Genomic DNA, 14,705 nt, shown 5'->3' on the forward strand with positions numbered 1-14,705 from the left:
GTCGAGCAGCAGGACGTCCTTGACCTCGCCCTTGAGGACACCGGCCTGGAGCGAGGCACCGATGGCGACGACCTCGTCCGGGTTCACACCCTTGTTGGCCTCCTGGCCACCGGTCAGCTCCTTGACGAGCTCGGCGACGGCCGGCATGCGGGTGGAGCCACCGACGAGAACGACGTGGTCGATCTCGGAGAGCTGGATGCCCGCGTCCTTGACGACGTTGTGGAACGGCGTCTTGCAGCGCTCCAGGAGGTCCGCGGTGAGCTGCTGGAACTGCGAGCGCGTGAGCTTCTCGTCCAGGTGCAGCGGGCCCTCGGCGGACGCGGTGATGTAGGGCAGGTTGATCGTGGTCTCGGTCGAGGACGAGAGCTCGATCTTCGCCTTCTCCGCGGCCTCGCGCAGACGCTGGAGAGCCATCTTGTCCTTGGACAGGTCCACGCCGTGCCCGTTGGCGAACTGCTTCACCAGGTAGTCGACGACGCGCTGGTCCCAGTCGTCACCACCGAGGTGGTTGTCACCGTTGGTGGCCTTCACCTCGACGACGCCGTCACCGATCTCCAGGAGCGACACGTCGAAGGTGCCGCCACCGAGGTCGAAGACGAGGATCGTCTGGTCGTCCTTGTCGAGCCCGTACGCAAGCGCGGCGGCGGTCGGCTCGTTGACGATGCGCAGGACGTTCAGGCCCGCGATCTCGCCGGCCTCCTTGGTCGCCTGGCGCTCGGAGTCGTTGAAGTACGCGGGGACGGTGATGACCGCGTCGGTCACCTTCTCGCCCAGGTACGACTCGGCGTCCCGCTTCAGCTTCTGCAGGATGAAGGCGCTCATCTGCTGCGGGTTGAAGTTCTTGCCGTCGAGCTCGATCTTCCAGTCCGTGCCCATGTGGCGCTTGACGGAGCGGATCGTCCTGTCGACGTTGGTCACTGCCTGGCGCTTGGCGACCTCGCCGACCAGCACCTCGCCGTTCTTCGCGAAGGCGACGACGGACGGCGTGGTCCTGGCGCCCTCTGCGTTGGTGATGACGGTGGGCTCGCCGCCTTCGAGAACGCTGACGACGGAGTTAGTCGTGCCCAGGTCGATGCCGACCGCACGTGCCATTTCGGTTCCTCCAGCTTGACTACTTGAGTGGATCTGACTCAAGGATGCATGACCCCCGCCACACTGTCAACAGACCTGAGTCGAGTCGACTCAACTATCGTGCACACACCTCGCGCCACCCGTGAGCCGTCCGTGCGCATCGATCTTGCGACCCCACATCCCCACACCCTCACAACGCCGCATACGGGGCGATCAGGGACGACACTCACCTGTCCCCCGGGCGGCGCAACCCCTTCTCATCATCACCCCCATGGGATCGTTCTGTCACAAAATGCTGTGAGCCACGCAAAACCGGCACTCGATCCGCCGCGACCCCGGCAGGGCCGTCGATCCCAGGCAGGTGCGAACGATGCAGACGCAGAGGCAGAGACAGGCACAGAAGCAGGCGCAGAGGCAGCGGCGGACGGACCCGCGGCACCGGGCCGGGGCGCGGGCACGGGCGCAGACCCGGACGCGGACGCAGACGCGGGCCCGGACGCGCGACCGGGCGCGGGGCATGCCGGAACGGCCGTCGGCCAAGCGCGTACTGGACCTGGCCCTCGGCTCGGTCCTGCTGGCCCTGGCCGCACCCCTGCTCGCCGCGGGCGCCCTCGCCCTCGCGGCCCGACGGCCCCCCGGCGGCGTACTGGACCGCTCGCCCCGGGTCGGCCTCGGCGGCCGTGTCTTCGTCCTGCGCTCGCTGCGCACCCGGCGCCTGCGACTGGACGTGCTCTCCCGGCTGCCGCACGTCGTACGGGGCGAACTCTCCCTGGTCGGCCCGGAACCCCTGCCGCCGCGCGAGGAGGACGGGCCCCCCGTACGAGGCGAATCCCCCGCACACGACGGTCCCCAGGCACCGGACGGGTCCCCCGTACAGGGCAGAACCTGCACCCCGGCCCCCAGCACCTCCCCCGCCGCGAGACACTGGCGGCAGGAACTGAAACCGGGCCTCACCGGCCTGGCGCAGGTGCGCTCCCGCTCCGGAATGCCCTGGGACGAGCCGGACCTGCTCGACCAGCACTACGCCGAGCACCACCACGTGGGACTGGACCTGGCCATCCTGGCGAGGGCCGCCCACGCTCCGCTGCACCGGACGGTCCGCGCACTGGCCCGGCGCGGCAAGGAGCACCCGAGCGACACAGATCACCGCCGGGGCGGCTACAGCCCACCGGAAGAAGTGGATAGTGTCAGCACGGACTGATTAAGTTACTGCTTGGTAAGACCAGATAATCGCCAGTACTCGTTCATTGACACTGGATTCCACCCTCGCAGGCCCGAGGAGCCCCCAAATGCAACTCGCCGCGATCATCGTGTCGCTGGTTCTGATCGTGGTAGGCGTGGCCCTGTTCCTCCGCGCCCTCCTGCAGATCTACAACTTCATGCGGCTCGGCCAGAACGTGCCCGCGGGCACCCGCACGGACGAGCCCGCACAGCGCACCGTCACCGTGGCCAGGGAGTTCCTCGGCCACACCCGGATGAACAGCTGGGGCGTCGTCGGTGTCGCGCACTGGTTCGTGGCGGTGGGCTTCTTCTCACTGCTGCTGACGATCGTCAACGCCATCGGCCAGCTCTTCAAGGCCGACTGGATCCTGCCGATCATCGGCGACTGGGCGCCGTACAACGTCTTCGTCGAGTTCATCGGCACGATGACCGTGCTCGGCATCCTGACCCTGATCGTCATCCGCCAGCTGGCCCATCCGCGCAAGCCGGGCCGCAAGTCCCGCTTCGCCGGGTCCAACTTCGGCCAGGCGTACTTCGTCGAGGCCGTCATCCTCATCGTCGGCGTCTGCATCTTCATGCTGCACGCCCTCGAAGGCGCCCAGCACCACGTCGACGGCTACGAGGCCTCCTTCTTCATCTCGTACCCGGTCGTCAACTGGCTGGAGGGCATGGACGTCTCCACCCTCCAGAACCTCACCTACTTCTTCGCCGGCCTGAAGATCGCGACCTCCTTCATCTGGATGATCACGGTCGCCCTGAAGCAGGACATGGGCGTCGCCTGGCACCGCTTCCTGGCCTTCCCGAACATCTGGTTCAAGCGGAACGCCGACGGCGGGACGGCGCTCGGCGCGCTGCTGCCGATGACGTCGGGCGGCAAGGAGATCGACTGGGAGGACCCGGCCGAGGACGCCGTCTTCGGTGTCCCGCAGGTCGAGCAGTTCTCCTGGAAGGGCCTCCTCGACTTCTCCACCTGCACCGAGTGCGGTCGCTGCCAGTCGCAGTGCCCCGCCTGGAACACCGGCAAGCCGCTCTCCCCGAAGCTCCTGATCATGTCGCTGCGCGACCACGCGCACGCCAAGGCCCCGTACCTGCTGGCCGGCGGCGGCAAGACGATGGAGGGCGAGGAGAAGGCCACCGAGGAGCAGCTCAAGGACGTCCCCGCCGCGGCTCTCGCCGAGGCCGAGCGCCCGCTGATCGGCACCGCCGAGGAGAACGGCGTCATCGACCCGGACGTCCTGTGGTCCTGCACCACCTGCGGCGCCTGTGTCGAGCAGTGCCCGGTCGACATCGAGCACATCGACCACATCGTCGACATGCGCCGCTACCAGGTGATGATCGAGTCCGCGTTCCCGTCCGAGGCGGGGACGATGCTCAAGAACCTGGAGAAGAAGGGCAACCCCTGGGGCCTGGCCAAGAAGCAGCGCGTCGAGTGGACCAAGGAGGTCGACTTCGAGGTCCCGATCGTCGGCAAGGACGTCGAGGACCTCACCGAGGTCGACTACCTCTACTGGGTCGGCTGCGCCGGCGCCCTGGAGGACCGCGCCAAGAAGACCACCAAGGCCTTCGCGGAGCTCCTGCACATCGCGGGCGTCAAGTTCGCGATCATGGGCGGCGACGAGAAGTGCACCGGTGACTCCGCCCGCCGTCTGGGCAACGAGCCGCTGTTCCAGCAGCTCGGCCAGGAGAACGTCGCGATGCTGAACATGGCGTTCGGCGAGTCCGCCCCGGGCGAGGAAGGGGACGAGCCGGAGACGAAGAAGCCGAAGTCGTCGAAGAAGATCGTCGCGACCTGCCCGCACTGCTTCAACACCATCGCCAACGAGTACCCGCAGCTCGGCGGCGAGTACGAGGTCATCCACCACACCCAGCTGCTCCAGCACCTCATCGACGAGGGCAAGCTGATCCCGGTGACCCCGGTCGAGGGCCTGATCACGTACCACGACCCGTGCTACCTGGGCCGTCACAACAAGATCTACACCCCGCCGCGCGAGATCATGGACAAGGTCCCCGGTCTGCGCCAGCAGGAGATGCACCGCCACAAGGAACGCGGCTTCTGCTGCGGTGCCGGTGGTGCCCGGATGTGGATGGAGGAACGGATCGGCAAGCGCATCAACAACGAGCGTGTCGACGAGGCCCTCTCGCTGAACCCGGACATCGTCTCCACCGCCTGCCCGTTCTGCCTCGTCATGCTGACCGACTCGGTCAACGGCAAGAAGAACGACGGCAAGGCCAAGGAGTCGGTCCAGGTCGTCGACGTCTCGCAGCTCCTGCTGGACTCGGTCAAGACCCCGGCCGACCCGGCCGGGGAGGCCGAGACGGAGGACACCCCGGAGCCGGAGCCGGTGAAGTAACCCGACCGCGGTACGACGGAAGCGGCCGGTACGCCATGGAGCGGACCGGCCGCTTCCGTATTTCGGTACGCACCGCCGGGTGCCGGGGGTTCCCCCTAGGGGATGTCACAGCTCGGCCGCAATGGCGGGCAGGGGCCCCGGGCCCTCTGACCGCACCCGCGCGGACCAGGTACGTTCGACGAGTGGCTGGATTCAGGATCGGACGCGGCCGGGACAACCGCACCCCGCAACAAGGGCAACAGCAACCGCGGCAGCAGCCGTACGGCACACAGGCACCACCGCCGTACGGGCAGCAGCCCTGGCCCCCGGCAGGAGGCAACGCCGCCCCGCCCCCGTACCACAACGGCGCCCCCGGGAACGGCGGCTACGGCAACCACGGGAACGGCTACCCCGGCGCCCCCCAGGCCGGTCACGGCCAGGCCGGCCACGGCGAGCCGGAGTACTTCGGCGACCCGTACAACTCGCCCCAGCAACCCCACGGTTCTCCCCAGCAGGGCGATCCGTTCGCCGACTCCCCCGGTCACACGCGGGCGTTCAGCATCGGCGAGGACCCCTACAACGACGGCAGCACCTACCACGCCGGCCAGGCGCCCGCCCCGCCCGCGGGCCCGCGACTGCCCTGGAAGGAACTGCTCACCGGCATCGTGCTGCGGCCGGGACCGACGTTCTGGCAGATGCGCGACTACCCCGTCTGGGGCCCGGCGCTGATCGTCACGTTCCTGTACGGCCTGCTCGCACTCTTCGGCTTCGACCAGGCCCGGGACGACGCGATCAACGCGACGATCTCCACGGCGGTGCCCTACGTCGTGCTCACGGGCGTCGGCTTCGTCATCGGCGGCCTGGTCCTGGGCGCGGTCACCCACACGCTCGCCCGCCAGCTGGGCGGCGACGGCGCCTGGCAACCGACCGTGGGCCTGTCCATGCTGATCATGTCGATCACGGACGCGCCCCGTCTGGTGTTCGCGCTCTTCCTCGGCGGCGAGAACTCCCTGGTGCAGATCCTCGGCTGGATCACCTGGCTGGCCTCGGCCGCGCTGTTCACCACGATGGTGAGCAAGTCGCACGACCTGCCGTGGCCGAAGGCCTTGGGCGCGTCCGCGATCCAGCTGATCGCACTGCTGTCGATCATCAAGCTCGGCACGCTCTGACCCACCCTGTCGGATCCGACGCGAGCGGTCGGCTCCGACACACGCGGCCACCACCGCACGGAATTCCGCCGCACCGGCAGCGAAAGACCCCCGGCACACGAAATGTGCCGGGGGTCTTCGTTTTCTCCCGGGGCTGCTCTGCCCCGACGTTCTCCTGCCGGTGTTCTCCCGCCGGATCAGGCGTCGAGGACCTGCCCGCTGCGCCGCACGACGGGCTTCTCCACGCTCCACGGGAAATTGATCCAGTGGTCGGTCTTCTTCCACACGTATTCGCACTTCACGAGCGAATGCGGCTTCTCGTAGATGACCGCGCTGCGCACCTCGGCGACATGATCGATGCAGAAATCGTGCACCAGCTTCAGCGTCTTCCCGGTGTCGGCGACGTCGTCGGCGATCAGGACCTTCTTGTCCGAGAAGTCGATGGCGTTCGGAACGGGTGCCAGCATGACCGGCATTTCCAGGGTGGTGCCCACACCGGTGTAGAACTCGACGTTCACCAGGTGAATGTTCTTGCAGTCCAGCGCGTAGGCGAGCCCACCGGCGACGAACACCCCGCCGCGGGCGATGCTCAGCACGACGTCGGGCTCGAACCCGTCGTCGGCCACGGTCTGCGCCAGCTCCCGCACGGCGCGACCGAACCCCTCGTAGGTCAGGTTCTCCCGCGTGTCGTCCACGTCATTGTTGCTGGTCATGGGGCATCACACCTGGGTCCGATGGAAATTCATGAACGACCGCGACGCGGTCGGCCCGCGCTGACCCTGGTACCGCGAGCCGTACCGCTCGGAGCCGTACGGGAACTCCGCGGGCGAGCTCAGCCGGAACATGCACAACTGGCCGATCTTCATCCCCGGCCACAGCTTTATCGGCAGCGTCGCGAGATTCGAGAGCTCCAGGGTCACGTGCCCGGAGAAACCGGGGTCGATGAACCCCGCCGTCGAATGTGTCACCAGTCCGAGCCGCCCCAGCGAACTCTTTCCCTCCAGCCGCGACGCGAGATCGTCGGGCAGCGAGATGACCTCGTACGTCGAGGCGAGCACGAACTCGCCCGGATGCAGAATGAACGCCTCGTCCCCGTCCGGCTCGACCATGCGAGTCAGATCGGCCTGCTCGACGGCAGGGTCGATGTGGGGGTAGCGGTGGTTCTCGAACACCCGGAAATAGCGGTCGAGCCGCACATCGATGCTGGAGGGCTGCACCATCGACGCGTCGAATGGATCAATGCGAACACGTCCGGCGTCGATCTCGGCCCGGATGTCCTTGTCTGAGAGAAGCACGCCCCGAGGATACGCAGAACGCGCGGGCCCGCCCCACTCAGGGACCGCCCGCGCGCCTGTCACCGCCCCCTACCGCCGTTCGAACACCACGGGCACGGCATGCCGCAGCCGCGCACAGCGCGGACAGCGAATGAGCCTCCCGGGCCCGATCCGCCCGGCCCCGAGCTGCTGCATCGGGAACGAGGAGGTAGCGAAAACGTGCCCTTCGGCACAGCGGACGACGGTGCGCTCCATGGAGTCCATCAAGTCCCTTCCCCAACAAGCCTTGGACGAAAAAGCCACATTAGGGGATGAACGGGACGCTGCTCCATACGGCACTCCGACCACCCACGCTACGCCCTCAACTCCCGCCCCCAGCAACCGCATCCACCCTCCCCCACAACAAAAAAGGCCCCACGGCTCAAACGCCGGGGACCTGGCATGGGGTACAGTATCGAACGATGCGAGCCGCCAATGCGGCCCGCTTCGCGGGTGTAGTTTAATGGTAGAACATGAGCTTCCCAAGCTCAGAGCGCGAGTTCGATTCTCGTCACCCGCTCCATGATGAAGGCCCTGGTCAGCGACCCGGGCCTTGTTTGTTGTCTCGACCTCTTGCGCCTGGTTGCGCCACTCCCGGATGTCCGCCGTCCGGATCATGCCTCCCCTCCCTGTTCGGTCACCGGTGGGGGAAGTGCGGCGACAAGGAGCTCGGTGGCCCGCGTGATGTTGTCGGCGCGGACCGCGCGGGCCATGGCCGTGCGGGCGGCGTCGGGTTCCGTGTCCGGCGGCACCACCATCAGCGCGAAGTGGTCCTTGTCGCCGCGGGTGATCAGCACGGTGTCGTCGCCGACGGGGAAGGAGTCGAGGTGGACGACCCGGTCGTCGATGACCAGCCGGGTCGGGATCGTGTCCCACGCGGTGGCGTCCAGGCCGACCCGGGTGATGGGGCCCAGGTGCTCGGTCAGCACGGACACCAGCGCGGGAACCTCCTGCTCCACGCCTCGGGTGCGCGGCCACCACGCCCCGTCGAGGACGCCCTGGCGGGAGTGCGTCGTCTCCAGCCGGAGCAGCGCCGTTCCGGGGCGTACCGACTGATGGATCTCGTCAGGCAGGAGCAACGGGGGCGGGATGTCGGAGTCGGTCATGGTGGATCCGCTCGTCTACGGGTGAGGTACCGCGGTCCGCCACGGCCGCGGCCGGCCGAGATACGGCAGGCCGCCGGCGGGCGACTGTGCCGTCATCTCACGGTAACCCCGGCTCCCGCAGATCCGCCCGTCGCCGCACACTCGTCCACGCGAACCGGAAGTACCTCCCCGTATCAGGCCGAAAACGGGCTGATCAGACGTATCCTGGAACTACCGGAAGTACTTCGAGCACCAGCTTCCACGCAGGTGTCATTTCCGGGGAACACGAAAAACCGGGCTGCCGACGGGCAGCCCGGGGGCAGGTCCGCCATGACCACCACCCCCGACAGGACTGCGAACCGCGCCCTCACCCCAGAGCTTCCGGCCCGGTTGTCGCTCACCCCTGAGACCACTCTCGCCGGTCGGCTCGACGGCGCCTGGTGGCCCCGTTCGCGCGACCTGGCAGCCGAGCTGCCTCCGCTGGCCGACGCCCTCGAAGAACGCTGGGGCCGTATCACCCGCGCCCTGGTGAACCCCGGCCACTGGCCCGTCGTCCCGCACAAGGTCGCCGTCACCGGCCACGTCCTGCACGTGGGCTGGTTCACCGAGCAGGACCCGGACAAGATCATCCTGCTGTCCTACACGACCGGCCGCTGTGACCTGCTCGTGATTCCGCCCGAGACCGAACCTGCCTCCGCGGCCCGGCTGATGGCCGCCGCCGCACGCCCCGGCAGCGTCCTCACCGCGGGCTCGCTGATGTCCGGCGAGGCCGCGACCATCCGCCGTATGCGGGAGGTACGGAGCAGCGAAGACGCCTGGGAGACCGATGGCGGGGCCGCCTCGGCGCCCCGGTCGCATCCAGCGGCACACCCGGTCGTCGGCGCGCGGATGATTCCGATACCGGGACGTACCGGAAGGTGAGGGCATGGGGACCTTGATCACGCTTATGGCAGGCGCACTTCTGATCGTGCTCGGAACACGCCTGATCCACCGACTGAACTCCCAGCACGACGCACGCATAGCGGCCCACCACTTCGACGGCCCTACCCCTCCCTCCGCCGTCCCCCCGGCCACGGCAACCCCAGGCCGCCCGAGCGAATCGCCGATCGGGAGGCCTGCGGGCACCTGGCCCTGACCTGCCTGACCCCAGACCACTCCTCCGGTCCTCCGGCCGAAGGTCGCGGGTGGGGCACCCGACACCAGGAACGACCCACCCGCCGGCCTCTCGCTCTTTATCCCGAACGGAGCCCGCCGTCTTGCACCCCACCGAGAACGAACCACTGCCGCAGGAGGGACACGCCGAGATTCGTATCGTCTCCGCCACGCCCGAGGCCGCCCGCGCGGTCGCCGAAGTGATCCGCCGGTGCTTCGCCGGCGCGGAGCAGCGCAGCTACCCCGTGCCAGGCAGCGGTACACGGCTCCACCTCACCGTCGACACCGAGACCGCCGCCGGACCCGCCCGCACCTGGCTCGCCACCAGCAGACCTCCCACCGGCACCGGCGCCTACACCGAGGAGCCCTGACCGGCCACGCACGACCACCACACGGACGACAGGACCACGCGGCCATGGCGACACTCCACGAGCGGCAGCGGCACCGTCGGCAGATCCTCCGGGCCGTCTACACAGCCGCCGAAGGCAACCGCCTGCTCGGCATCACCGGAGCCGCGCTTAACCACAACCTGCGCATCCCGGAGCAGGACCTCGCTTCCGCCTGCCCCCACCTCGCGGGCGAGGGGTTGGTCACCGTCGACTGGGAGCCGGGAAACGCACCCGCGATGGTCTCGCTCACCCATCAGGGCATCCGCGTCATGGAAGCGGAGGAGGAAGAGGGCGGCTGAACCGGTCCGCCTCCGGTCACCGGCAAGCTGTGTCCCCGCACGGCGTCCCTGTGGCGTGGCCTGCCGCCGAGGAGCATCCTGGAGGCCACATCTGTGGTGCGGGCCGCTCCGGAACCCGGTCGCCGCGCAGTCGCGGCACCCCGCCCCGTACGGCAGGACCGGGCAAGGTCATCGCCGCTCGGTTGGAGGCAACGGGATGACCCTCGGACGACGCGGGAAACCCGATCGCTCGGAGAGCTTCGGGGAGGGACTCCTGGGAACGATCCTGGACCGGGCGCACGAACTGCCGCCCCATCGGGTCGGGCTGGTCGTCGCCGAGACGGTGAGCCGGCTGGGGGGCAGGAGTCCGCAGATCCTGCTCCAGGACTACGGGCAACAGAGGCTGGTTCCCCTACTCGCCGAAGGGCTGACGGGCGGCGAGCCGCTGTCCATCGACGGTTCGGAGGCCGGCAGGTGTTTCCTCACGTCGCGCACGGTCGAGCTGGCGCTGGCCGACGGAGTACGCGTCCACATACCGCTGCTCGACGGCGGCGACCAGGCCGGCGTCCTGGCCGTCACCCTGGACACGGTCGACGACGACGACCGCCGCCTCCTGCGCAGGATCGCGAGCCTGATCGCCGATCTGCTGCAGACCAAGAACAACCACACCGACCTCTTCTTCCGCACCCGCCGCAGCGAGCCGATGAGCATAGCCGCGGAGATCCAGTGGGCGCTCCTGCCGCCGCTGACCATGACCATGCCGCGCGTCGCCGTCGCCGGAGTCCTGGAGCCCGCGTACGACATCGCCGGCGACAGCTTCGACTACGCCCTGAACGGCGACACCCTCCACCTCGCCGTGATCGACGCCATGGGTCACGGCCTGGACGCGGCGGCCATGGCGACCGTAGCCATCGGCGCATACCGGCACGCCCGCCGCATCAGTATCGAGCTGTCCGAGGTCTATCTCTTCATGGACCGGGCCGTGGCCGAGCAGTTCGCCCCCGACCACTTCGTCACCGCGCAGATGATGCGGCTGGACACAACCACCGGCCGTCTCCAGTGGGTCAACGCGGGACACCCCGCCCCCGTTTTGATCCGGGAGCACCGTGTCATGGGCCGCCTGGACAGCCCCACCACCCTCCCCGTCGGCTTCGGCGGAGCACAACCACAGGTCAGCGAGGTGACGCTCGCGCCCGGGGACCGGATCCTCTGCTTCACCGACGGCCTGGTCGAGGAACACGAGAGCGGGCAGGAGCAGTTCGGCGAGGACCAGCTGATCGACTGGGTGAACCAGCTGGAGAAGACGGACCGAGGCGTCCGCACGGTGGCACGGGACCTGTCCCACACGCTCAAGCGAGCCCGCGGCGAAGCCACCTCGGACGACGCCACTCTCGTCCTGGTCGAGTGGCGCGGCTGATCCGCCGCCGTGCCACAACGTGCCAGTAGAGGCGGTCAGCAGCGGACAACAAGGGAGTCGAGCAGGCGATGCAGAAGCGGCGTCCGGGTGGCGTTTCCGCAGGTCAGAAGCGCTTCGCGGGCCCAAATGCCGGGTGATTCCCAAGCTCAGAGCGCGAGTTCGATTCTCGTCACCCGCTCTTTGATGAAGGCCCTGGTCGGAGACCAGGGCCTTGTTTGTTGCTCAGACCGGGCCCCTGCTGACATCCCTCGGCGTCGCCGCGCCCGTCCCTCACCGTTGAAGCCCTAGATCACTTCACATCATTCCGGGAGAAACCATGACCGTGAGCAAGAACATCAACAACCCCGTGGGCATGGGCGGCGGCCAGCGCAAGAGGCTGTCCCGCGCCGAACGGCAGAACAACGGTCCGCATCGCAACCTCGACCGCCAGGGTGCCGCCGACCGGAAGGCGGAGCTGGTGCGCAAGATGCGCGAGAAGGCCGACGCGGCCGAGGGCGCCGGGCAGACGGGCGACGACATCGCACAGAGCTGACGCACCGCCGCCGCGGGGCGGCACCGCATGGGGCAGGGCCAGAACCACGACGCGCGATCCTGGCCCTGCTGCCATACCGGGCCCTGCTGCCGTACCGGGCGCGGCCGACCCTGCCCAGCTCTCGGCCGACCATCCGCGACTCGGCAGCCGGCCCTGCGCGACCGCGATCAGTCTCCCGGAGAAGCGGCAGCTCTCGGTGAAGTCCGTGCGCGGCATGCTCGACGCGGCACGCAGCGTTCTCCTCTCCGGCAGCGACGTACCGAACTCTGGCACCGGCCTGGACCGGCCGACGTTCCACTGCTCGATCCCGAAGAACAGGTGACTCGACGGTACCGACGGGCTCGCGGGCACAGGGTCTCCTGCGAGCCGCCGGCAGGGCTTCCCGGGATCGAGCCCTCAGAGACGGGTTCCGATGGACCGCAGACGTCGCAGCCGGTCGACCTCCTGGCTTTCGGAAAAGCCGCACCCGAGGTAAATGAATACCTGTGTCGGCGGTCTCAGACTTTAACGACCCTTACCGGGAGAGTTCTTACCGCAGCGCACACGGGGAATAAATTTGACACGCACAAGCCGCCGCAGCGTGCTACTGTCGGACTCGGTTGCAGTTTTGGTACCCAAAAAAACTTCAAGCGCTTCCGGTCGGCCTTCAGGCCACAGGGAAGCGCTTTGTATTTCCGGTCATTTTCCGGACGGGGCATCATCGCGGCGACACGGTTTCCGTACAGTGCGGATTCCGGTGTACTGCCCAGAGGAGATATGACATGGCTACTGGCACCGTGAAGTGGTTCAACGCGGAAAAGGGTTTCGGCTTCATCGAGCAGGACGGTGGCGGCCCTGACGTGTTTGCCCACTTCTCGAACATCGCCGCCCAAGGCTTCCGCGAGCTGCAGGAAGGCCAGAAGGTCAGCTTCGACATCGCGCAGGGCCAGAAAGGCCCGACGGCCGAGAACATCGTTTCCGCCTGACGCTGACGCGCATTTCGTAGCTGGGGCCCGCATCCCTCGGGGTGCGGGCCCCAGCTGCACGCGTTTCTGCGGCACGCCGTTGAGGCACACCGCCTCATCGGAGCCGCGCCAAAGCGCCCGACGACGCACCGGATTACTTTCCGCATGCCATCCATAATTTTTTGCGTACGCCGACATGACTTTCCCGTGAACCGCGTTCGCATTCCATTCGGTCCGTACCTGTGATTCCCCGCGCTGCTCTTGCACCGGGAATTCCTTGATACGTGCCGTATCAAGGAAGGTTCTTTATGAACCCCACAAGCACGAACAGCCGTTCCTCCCGCGCCCGGCGAAACGACGGCCACGGGTACGACTCCACTGCTGGTTCGATTCGGGGCAATCGCTTCGGTTCGTCCACCCCGAACCGTTCGGCAGGTCCGAACCGTTCGGGTGGCCGGCGGCCCGCTGCGATGCGGGGAGAGTTCGCCCTGCCGGAGACGACCACTCCGGCGCTGCCCGCAGTCGACGTGTTCAGCGACCTCGACATGCCGAGGAGCCTGCTGACCACCCTCACCGCGCAGGGCGTGACCATGCCGTTTCCGATCCAGGGCGCGACGCTGCCGAACTCTCTGGCGGGTCGCGACGTTCTGGGCCGCGGCCGGACCGGCTCCGGCAAGACTCTCGCCTTCGGCCTGGCCCTGCTGGCCCGCACCGCCGGGCAGCGCGCCGAGCCCCGTCAGCCGCTGGCCCTGGTTCTGGTACCCACCCGGGAGCTCGCTCAGCAGGTCACCGATGCCCTCACCTCTTACGCCCGCGCTGTGAAGCTGCGCCTGGCCACTGTCGTCGGCGGGATGTCGATCAGCCGGCAGGCGACTGCGCTGCGGGGCGGCGCCGAAGTCGTCGTGGCCACCCCCGGTCGCCTCAAGGACCTCATCGACCGTGGCGACTGCCGACTGAACCAGGTCGCCATCACCGTCCTGGACGAGGCCGACCAGATGGCCGACATGGGCTTCATGCCGCAGGTCACCGCGCTCCTGAACCAGGTCCGCCCCGAGGGCCAGCGCATGCTGTTCTCCGCGACCCTGGACCGTAACGTCGACCTTCTGGTCCGTCGCTACCTCACGGACCCCGTCGTTCACTCCGTGGATCCCTCCCAGGGCGCGGTCACCACGATGGAGCATCACATCCTGCACGTGCACGGTGCCGACAAGCACCGGTTGACGACGGAGATCGCGGCGCGCGACGGCCGGGTGATCATGTTCCTGGACACCAAGCACGCCGTTGACCGCCTCACCCAGGACCTCCTCGCCAGCGGTGTCCGGGCTGCCGCCTTGCACGGAGGTAAGTCACAGCCGCAGCGCACCCGCACCCTCGCCCAGTTCAAGGCAGGGCACGTGACCGTGCTGGTCGCTACGAACGTCGCGGCGCGCGGCATTCATGTCGACCACCTCGACCTCGTCGTGAACGTGGACCCGCCGACCGACCACAAGGACTACCTCCACCGCGGCGGCCGTACCGCGCGGGCCGGCGAGTCCGGCAGTGTCGTCACCCTGGTCACCAACAACCAGCGCCGCGACATGACGCGCCTCATGGCGGCCGCCGGCATCGTGCCCCAGGCCACCCAGGTCCGCTCCGGCGAGGAAGCACTCCGCCGGATCACCGGCGCACGGACCCCCTCCGGCATCCCCGTGACGATCACCGCGCCGACACCCGAGCGACGCAAGCGCGGCACGGCCTCCCGCGGTCGACGCAGCCCCGCTGGGGCCGCACGGGGCGCGAGCGGGCGGAAGTCCGCCTTCGACGCGGCGGCCTGAACACCGCGTGA

15 protein-coding genes and 1 tRNA gene are annotated in these 14,705 nt (G+C 68.3%); 12 read left to right on the plus strand and 4 right to left on the minus strand.

What is annotated here, in order from left to right; translation table 11 throughout:
* Positions 1 to 1,092: Hsp70 family protein (locus ACWCXX_RS33055; protein ID WP_392080236.1), on the minus strand; the 1,092-nt coding region annotated here is incomplete at its 3' end.
* A 349-nt stretch (positions 1,093 to 1,441) separates the two neighbouring features.
* Here ACWCXX_RS33055 and ACWCXX_RS33060 point away from each other — a divergent pair.
* From ACWCXX_RS33060 to ACWCXX_RS33070, 3 genes are all read left to right on the plus strand, one after another.
* The gene (locus tag ACWCXX_RS33060) at positions 1,442 to 2,272 is read left to right on the plus strand and encodes a sugar transferase (RefSeq protein ID WP_451133758.1); all 831 of its coding nucleotides are present in this window, start codon (positions 1,442 to 1,444) and stop codon (positions 2,270 to 2,272) included.
* An 88-nt stretch (positions 2,273 to 2,360) separates the two neighbouring features.
* Positions 2,361 to 4,643, plus strand: coding sequence for a (Fe-S)-binding protein (locus ACWCXX_RS33065; RefSeq protein ID WP_451133760.1), 2,283 nt, complete (start codon positions 2,361 to 2,363; stop codon positions 4,641 to 4,643).
* 182 nt (positions 4,644 to 4,825) lie between these two features.
* Positions 4,826 to 5,791, plus strand: coding sequence for a YIP1 family protein (locus ACWCXX_RS33070; protein WP_451133762.1), 966 nt, complete (start codon positions 4,826 to 4,828; stop codon positions 5,789 to 5,791).
* Between the two features lie 176 nt (positions 5,792 to 5,967).
* On the opposite strand, the gene ACWCXX_RS33075 is transcribed toward ACWCXX_RS33070, so the two are convergent.
* Positions 5,968 to 6,483: a phosphoribosyltransferase gene (locus ACWCXX_RS33075; RefSeq protein ID WP_451133764.1), complete on the minus strand. Its 516-nt coding sequence runs from the start codon at positions 6,481 to 6,483 to the stop codon at positions 5,968 to 5,970.
* 6 nt (positions 6,484 to 6,489) lie between these two features.
* On the minus strand, positions 6,490 to 7,065 hold the full coding sequence (gene dcd, locus ACWCXX_RS33080) for a dCTP deaminase (RefSeq protein ID WP_283852536.1): 576 nt from the start codon (positions 7,063 to 7,065) through the stop codon (positions 6,490 to 6,492).
* Positions 7,066 to 7,532: 467 nt separating this feature from the next.
* Between dcd and ACWCXX_RS33085 the strand changes: the two genes are divergently transcribed.
* Positions 7,533 to 7,606 (plus strand) — tRNA-Gly (locus ACWCXX_RS33085).
* A 91-nt stretch (positions 7,607 to 7,697) separates the two neighbouring features.
* Here the strand turns inward: ACWCXX_RS33085 and ACWCXX_RS33090 are convergent.
* Positions 7,698 to 8,189, minus strand: a complete 492-nt coding sequence (locus ACWCXX_RS33090; protein WP_451133767.1) for a DUF5994 family protein — start codon at positions 8,187 to 8,189, stop codon at positions 7,698 to 7,700.
* 309 nt (positions 8,190 to 8,498) lie between these two features.
* On the opposite strand from ACWCXX_RS33090, the gene ACWCXX_RS33095 reads away from it, so the two are divergent.
* The 8 genes from ACWCXX_RS33095 (at position 8,499) to ACWCXX_RS33130 (ending at position 14,694) form a co-directional block, all read left to right on the plus strand.
* Complete coding sequence (locus ACWCXX_RS33095; protein ID WP_451133769.1) at positions 8,499 to 9,089, plus strand: DUF5994 family protein; 591 nt, start codon at positions 8,499 to 8,501, stop codon at positions 9,087 to 9,089.
* A 335-nt stretch (positions 9,090 to 9,424) separates the two neighbouring features.
* Complete coding sequence (locus ACWCXX_RS33100) at positions 9,425 to 9,691, plus strand: hypothetical protein (RefSeq protein WP_388989181.1); 267 nt, start codon at positions 9,425 to 9,427, stop codon at positions 9,689 to 9,691.
* A gap of 44 nt (positions 9,692 to 9,735) precedes the next feature.
* Positions 9,736 to 10,008: a hypothetical protein gene (locus ACWCXX_RS33105; RefSeq protein WP_451133771.1), complete on the plus strand. Its 273-nt coding sequence runs from the start codon at positions 9,736 to 9,738 to the stop codon at positions 10,006 to 10,008.
* A gap of 196 nt (positions 10,009 to 10,204) precedes the next feature.
* Positions 10,205 to 11,404, plus strand: coding sequence for a PP2C family protein-serine/threonine phosphatase (locus ACWCXX_RS33110; protein ID WP_451133773.1), 1,200 nt, complete (start codon positions 10,205 to 10,207; stop codon positions 11,402 to 11,404).
* Positions 11,405 to 11,720: 316 nt separating this feature from the next.
* Entirely contained in the window at positions 11,721 to 11,936 is a 216-nt protein-coding gene (locus ACWCXX_RS33115) for a DUF6243 family protein (protein ID WP_451133775.1), read from the plus strand.
* Between the two features lie 196 nt (positions 11,937 to 12,132).
* Positions 12,133 to 12,258, plus strand: coding sequence for a hypothetical protein (locus ACWCXX_RS33120; RefSeq protein WP_451133777.1), 126 nt, complete (start codon positions 12,133 to 12,135; stop codon positions 12,256 to 12,258).
* 439 nt (positions 12,259 to 12,697) lie between these two features.
* Positions 12,698 to 12,901 carry a cold-shock protein gene (locus tag ACWCXX_RS33125; RefSeq protein ID WP_030323642.1) on the plus strand — a complete coding sequence of 68 codons (204 nt, stop codon included), beginning with the start codon at positions 12,698 to 12,700 and terminating at the stop codon, positions 12,899 to 12,901.
* Between the two features lie 287 nt (positions 12,902 to 13,188).
* Positions 13,189 to 14,694, plus strand: coding sequence for a DEAD/DEAH box helicase (locus ACWCXX_RS33130; RefSeq protein ID WP_451133779.1), 1,506 nt, complete (start codon positions 13,189 to 13,191; stop codon positions 14,692 to 14,694).
* The last annotated feature ends 11 nt before the right edge of the window (positions 14,695 to 14,705 follow it).

The organism is Streptomyces sp. NPDC001732 (assembly GCF_053596315.1).

What these genes read in the sequence shown, in the direction of transcription:
- ACWCXX_RS33115 (WP_451133775.1), top strand. Translation starts at nt 11,721, where the DNA reads ATGACCGTGAGCAAGAACATCAACAACCCCGTGGGCATGGGCGGCGGC.
- ACWCXX_RS33065 (WP_451133760.1), top strand. Translation starts at nt 2,361, where the DNA reads ATGCAACTCGCCGCGATCATCGTGTCGCTGGTTCTGATCGTGGTAGGC.
- ACWCXX_RS33095 (WP_451133769.1), top strand. Translation starts at nt 8,499, where the DNA reads ATGACCACCACCCCCGACAGGACTGCGAACCGCGCCCTCACCCCAGAG.
- ACWCXX_RS33130 (WP_451133779.1), top strand. Translation starts at nt 13,189, where the DNA reads ATGAACCCCACAAGCACGAACAGCCGTTCCTCCCGCGCCCGGCGAAAC.
- ACWCXX_RS33105 (WP_451133771.1), top strand. Translation starts at nt 9,736, where the DNA reads ATGGCGACACTCCACGAGCGGCAGCGGCACCGTCGGCAGATCCTCCGG.
- ACWCXX_RS33075 (WP_451133764.1), bottom strand. Translation starts at nt 6,483, where the DNA reads ATGACCAGCAACAATGACGTGGACGACACGCGGGAGAACCTGACCTAC.
- ACWCXX_RS33110 (WP_451133773.1), top strand. Translation starts at nt 10,205, where the DNA reads ATGACCCTCGGACGACGCGGGAAACCCGATCGCTCGGAGAGCTTCGGG.
- ACWCXX_RS33060 (WP_451133758.1), top strand. Translation starts at nt 1,442, where the DNA reads ATGCAGACGCAGAGGCAGAGACAGGCACAGAAGCAGGCGCAGAGGCAG.
- ACWCXX_RS33125 (WP_030323642.1), top strand. Translation starts at nt 12,698, where the DNA reads ATGGCTACTGGCACCGTGAAGTGGTTCAACGCGGAAAAGGGTTTCGGC.
- ACWCXX_RS33090 (WP_451133767.1), bottom strand. Translation starts at nt 8,189, where the DNA reads ATGACCGACTCCGACATCCCGCCCCCGTTGCTCCTGCCTGACGAGATC.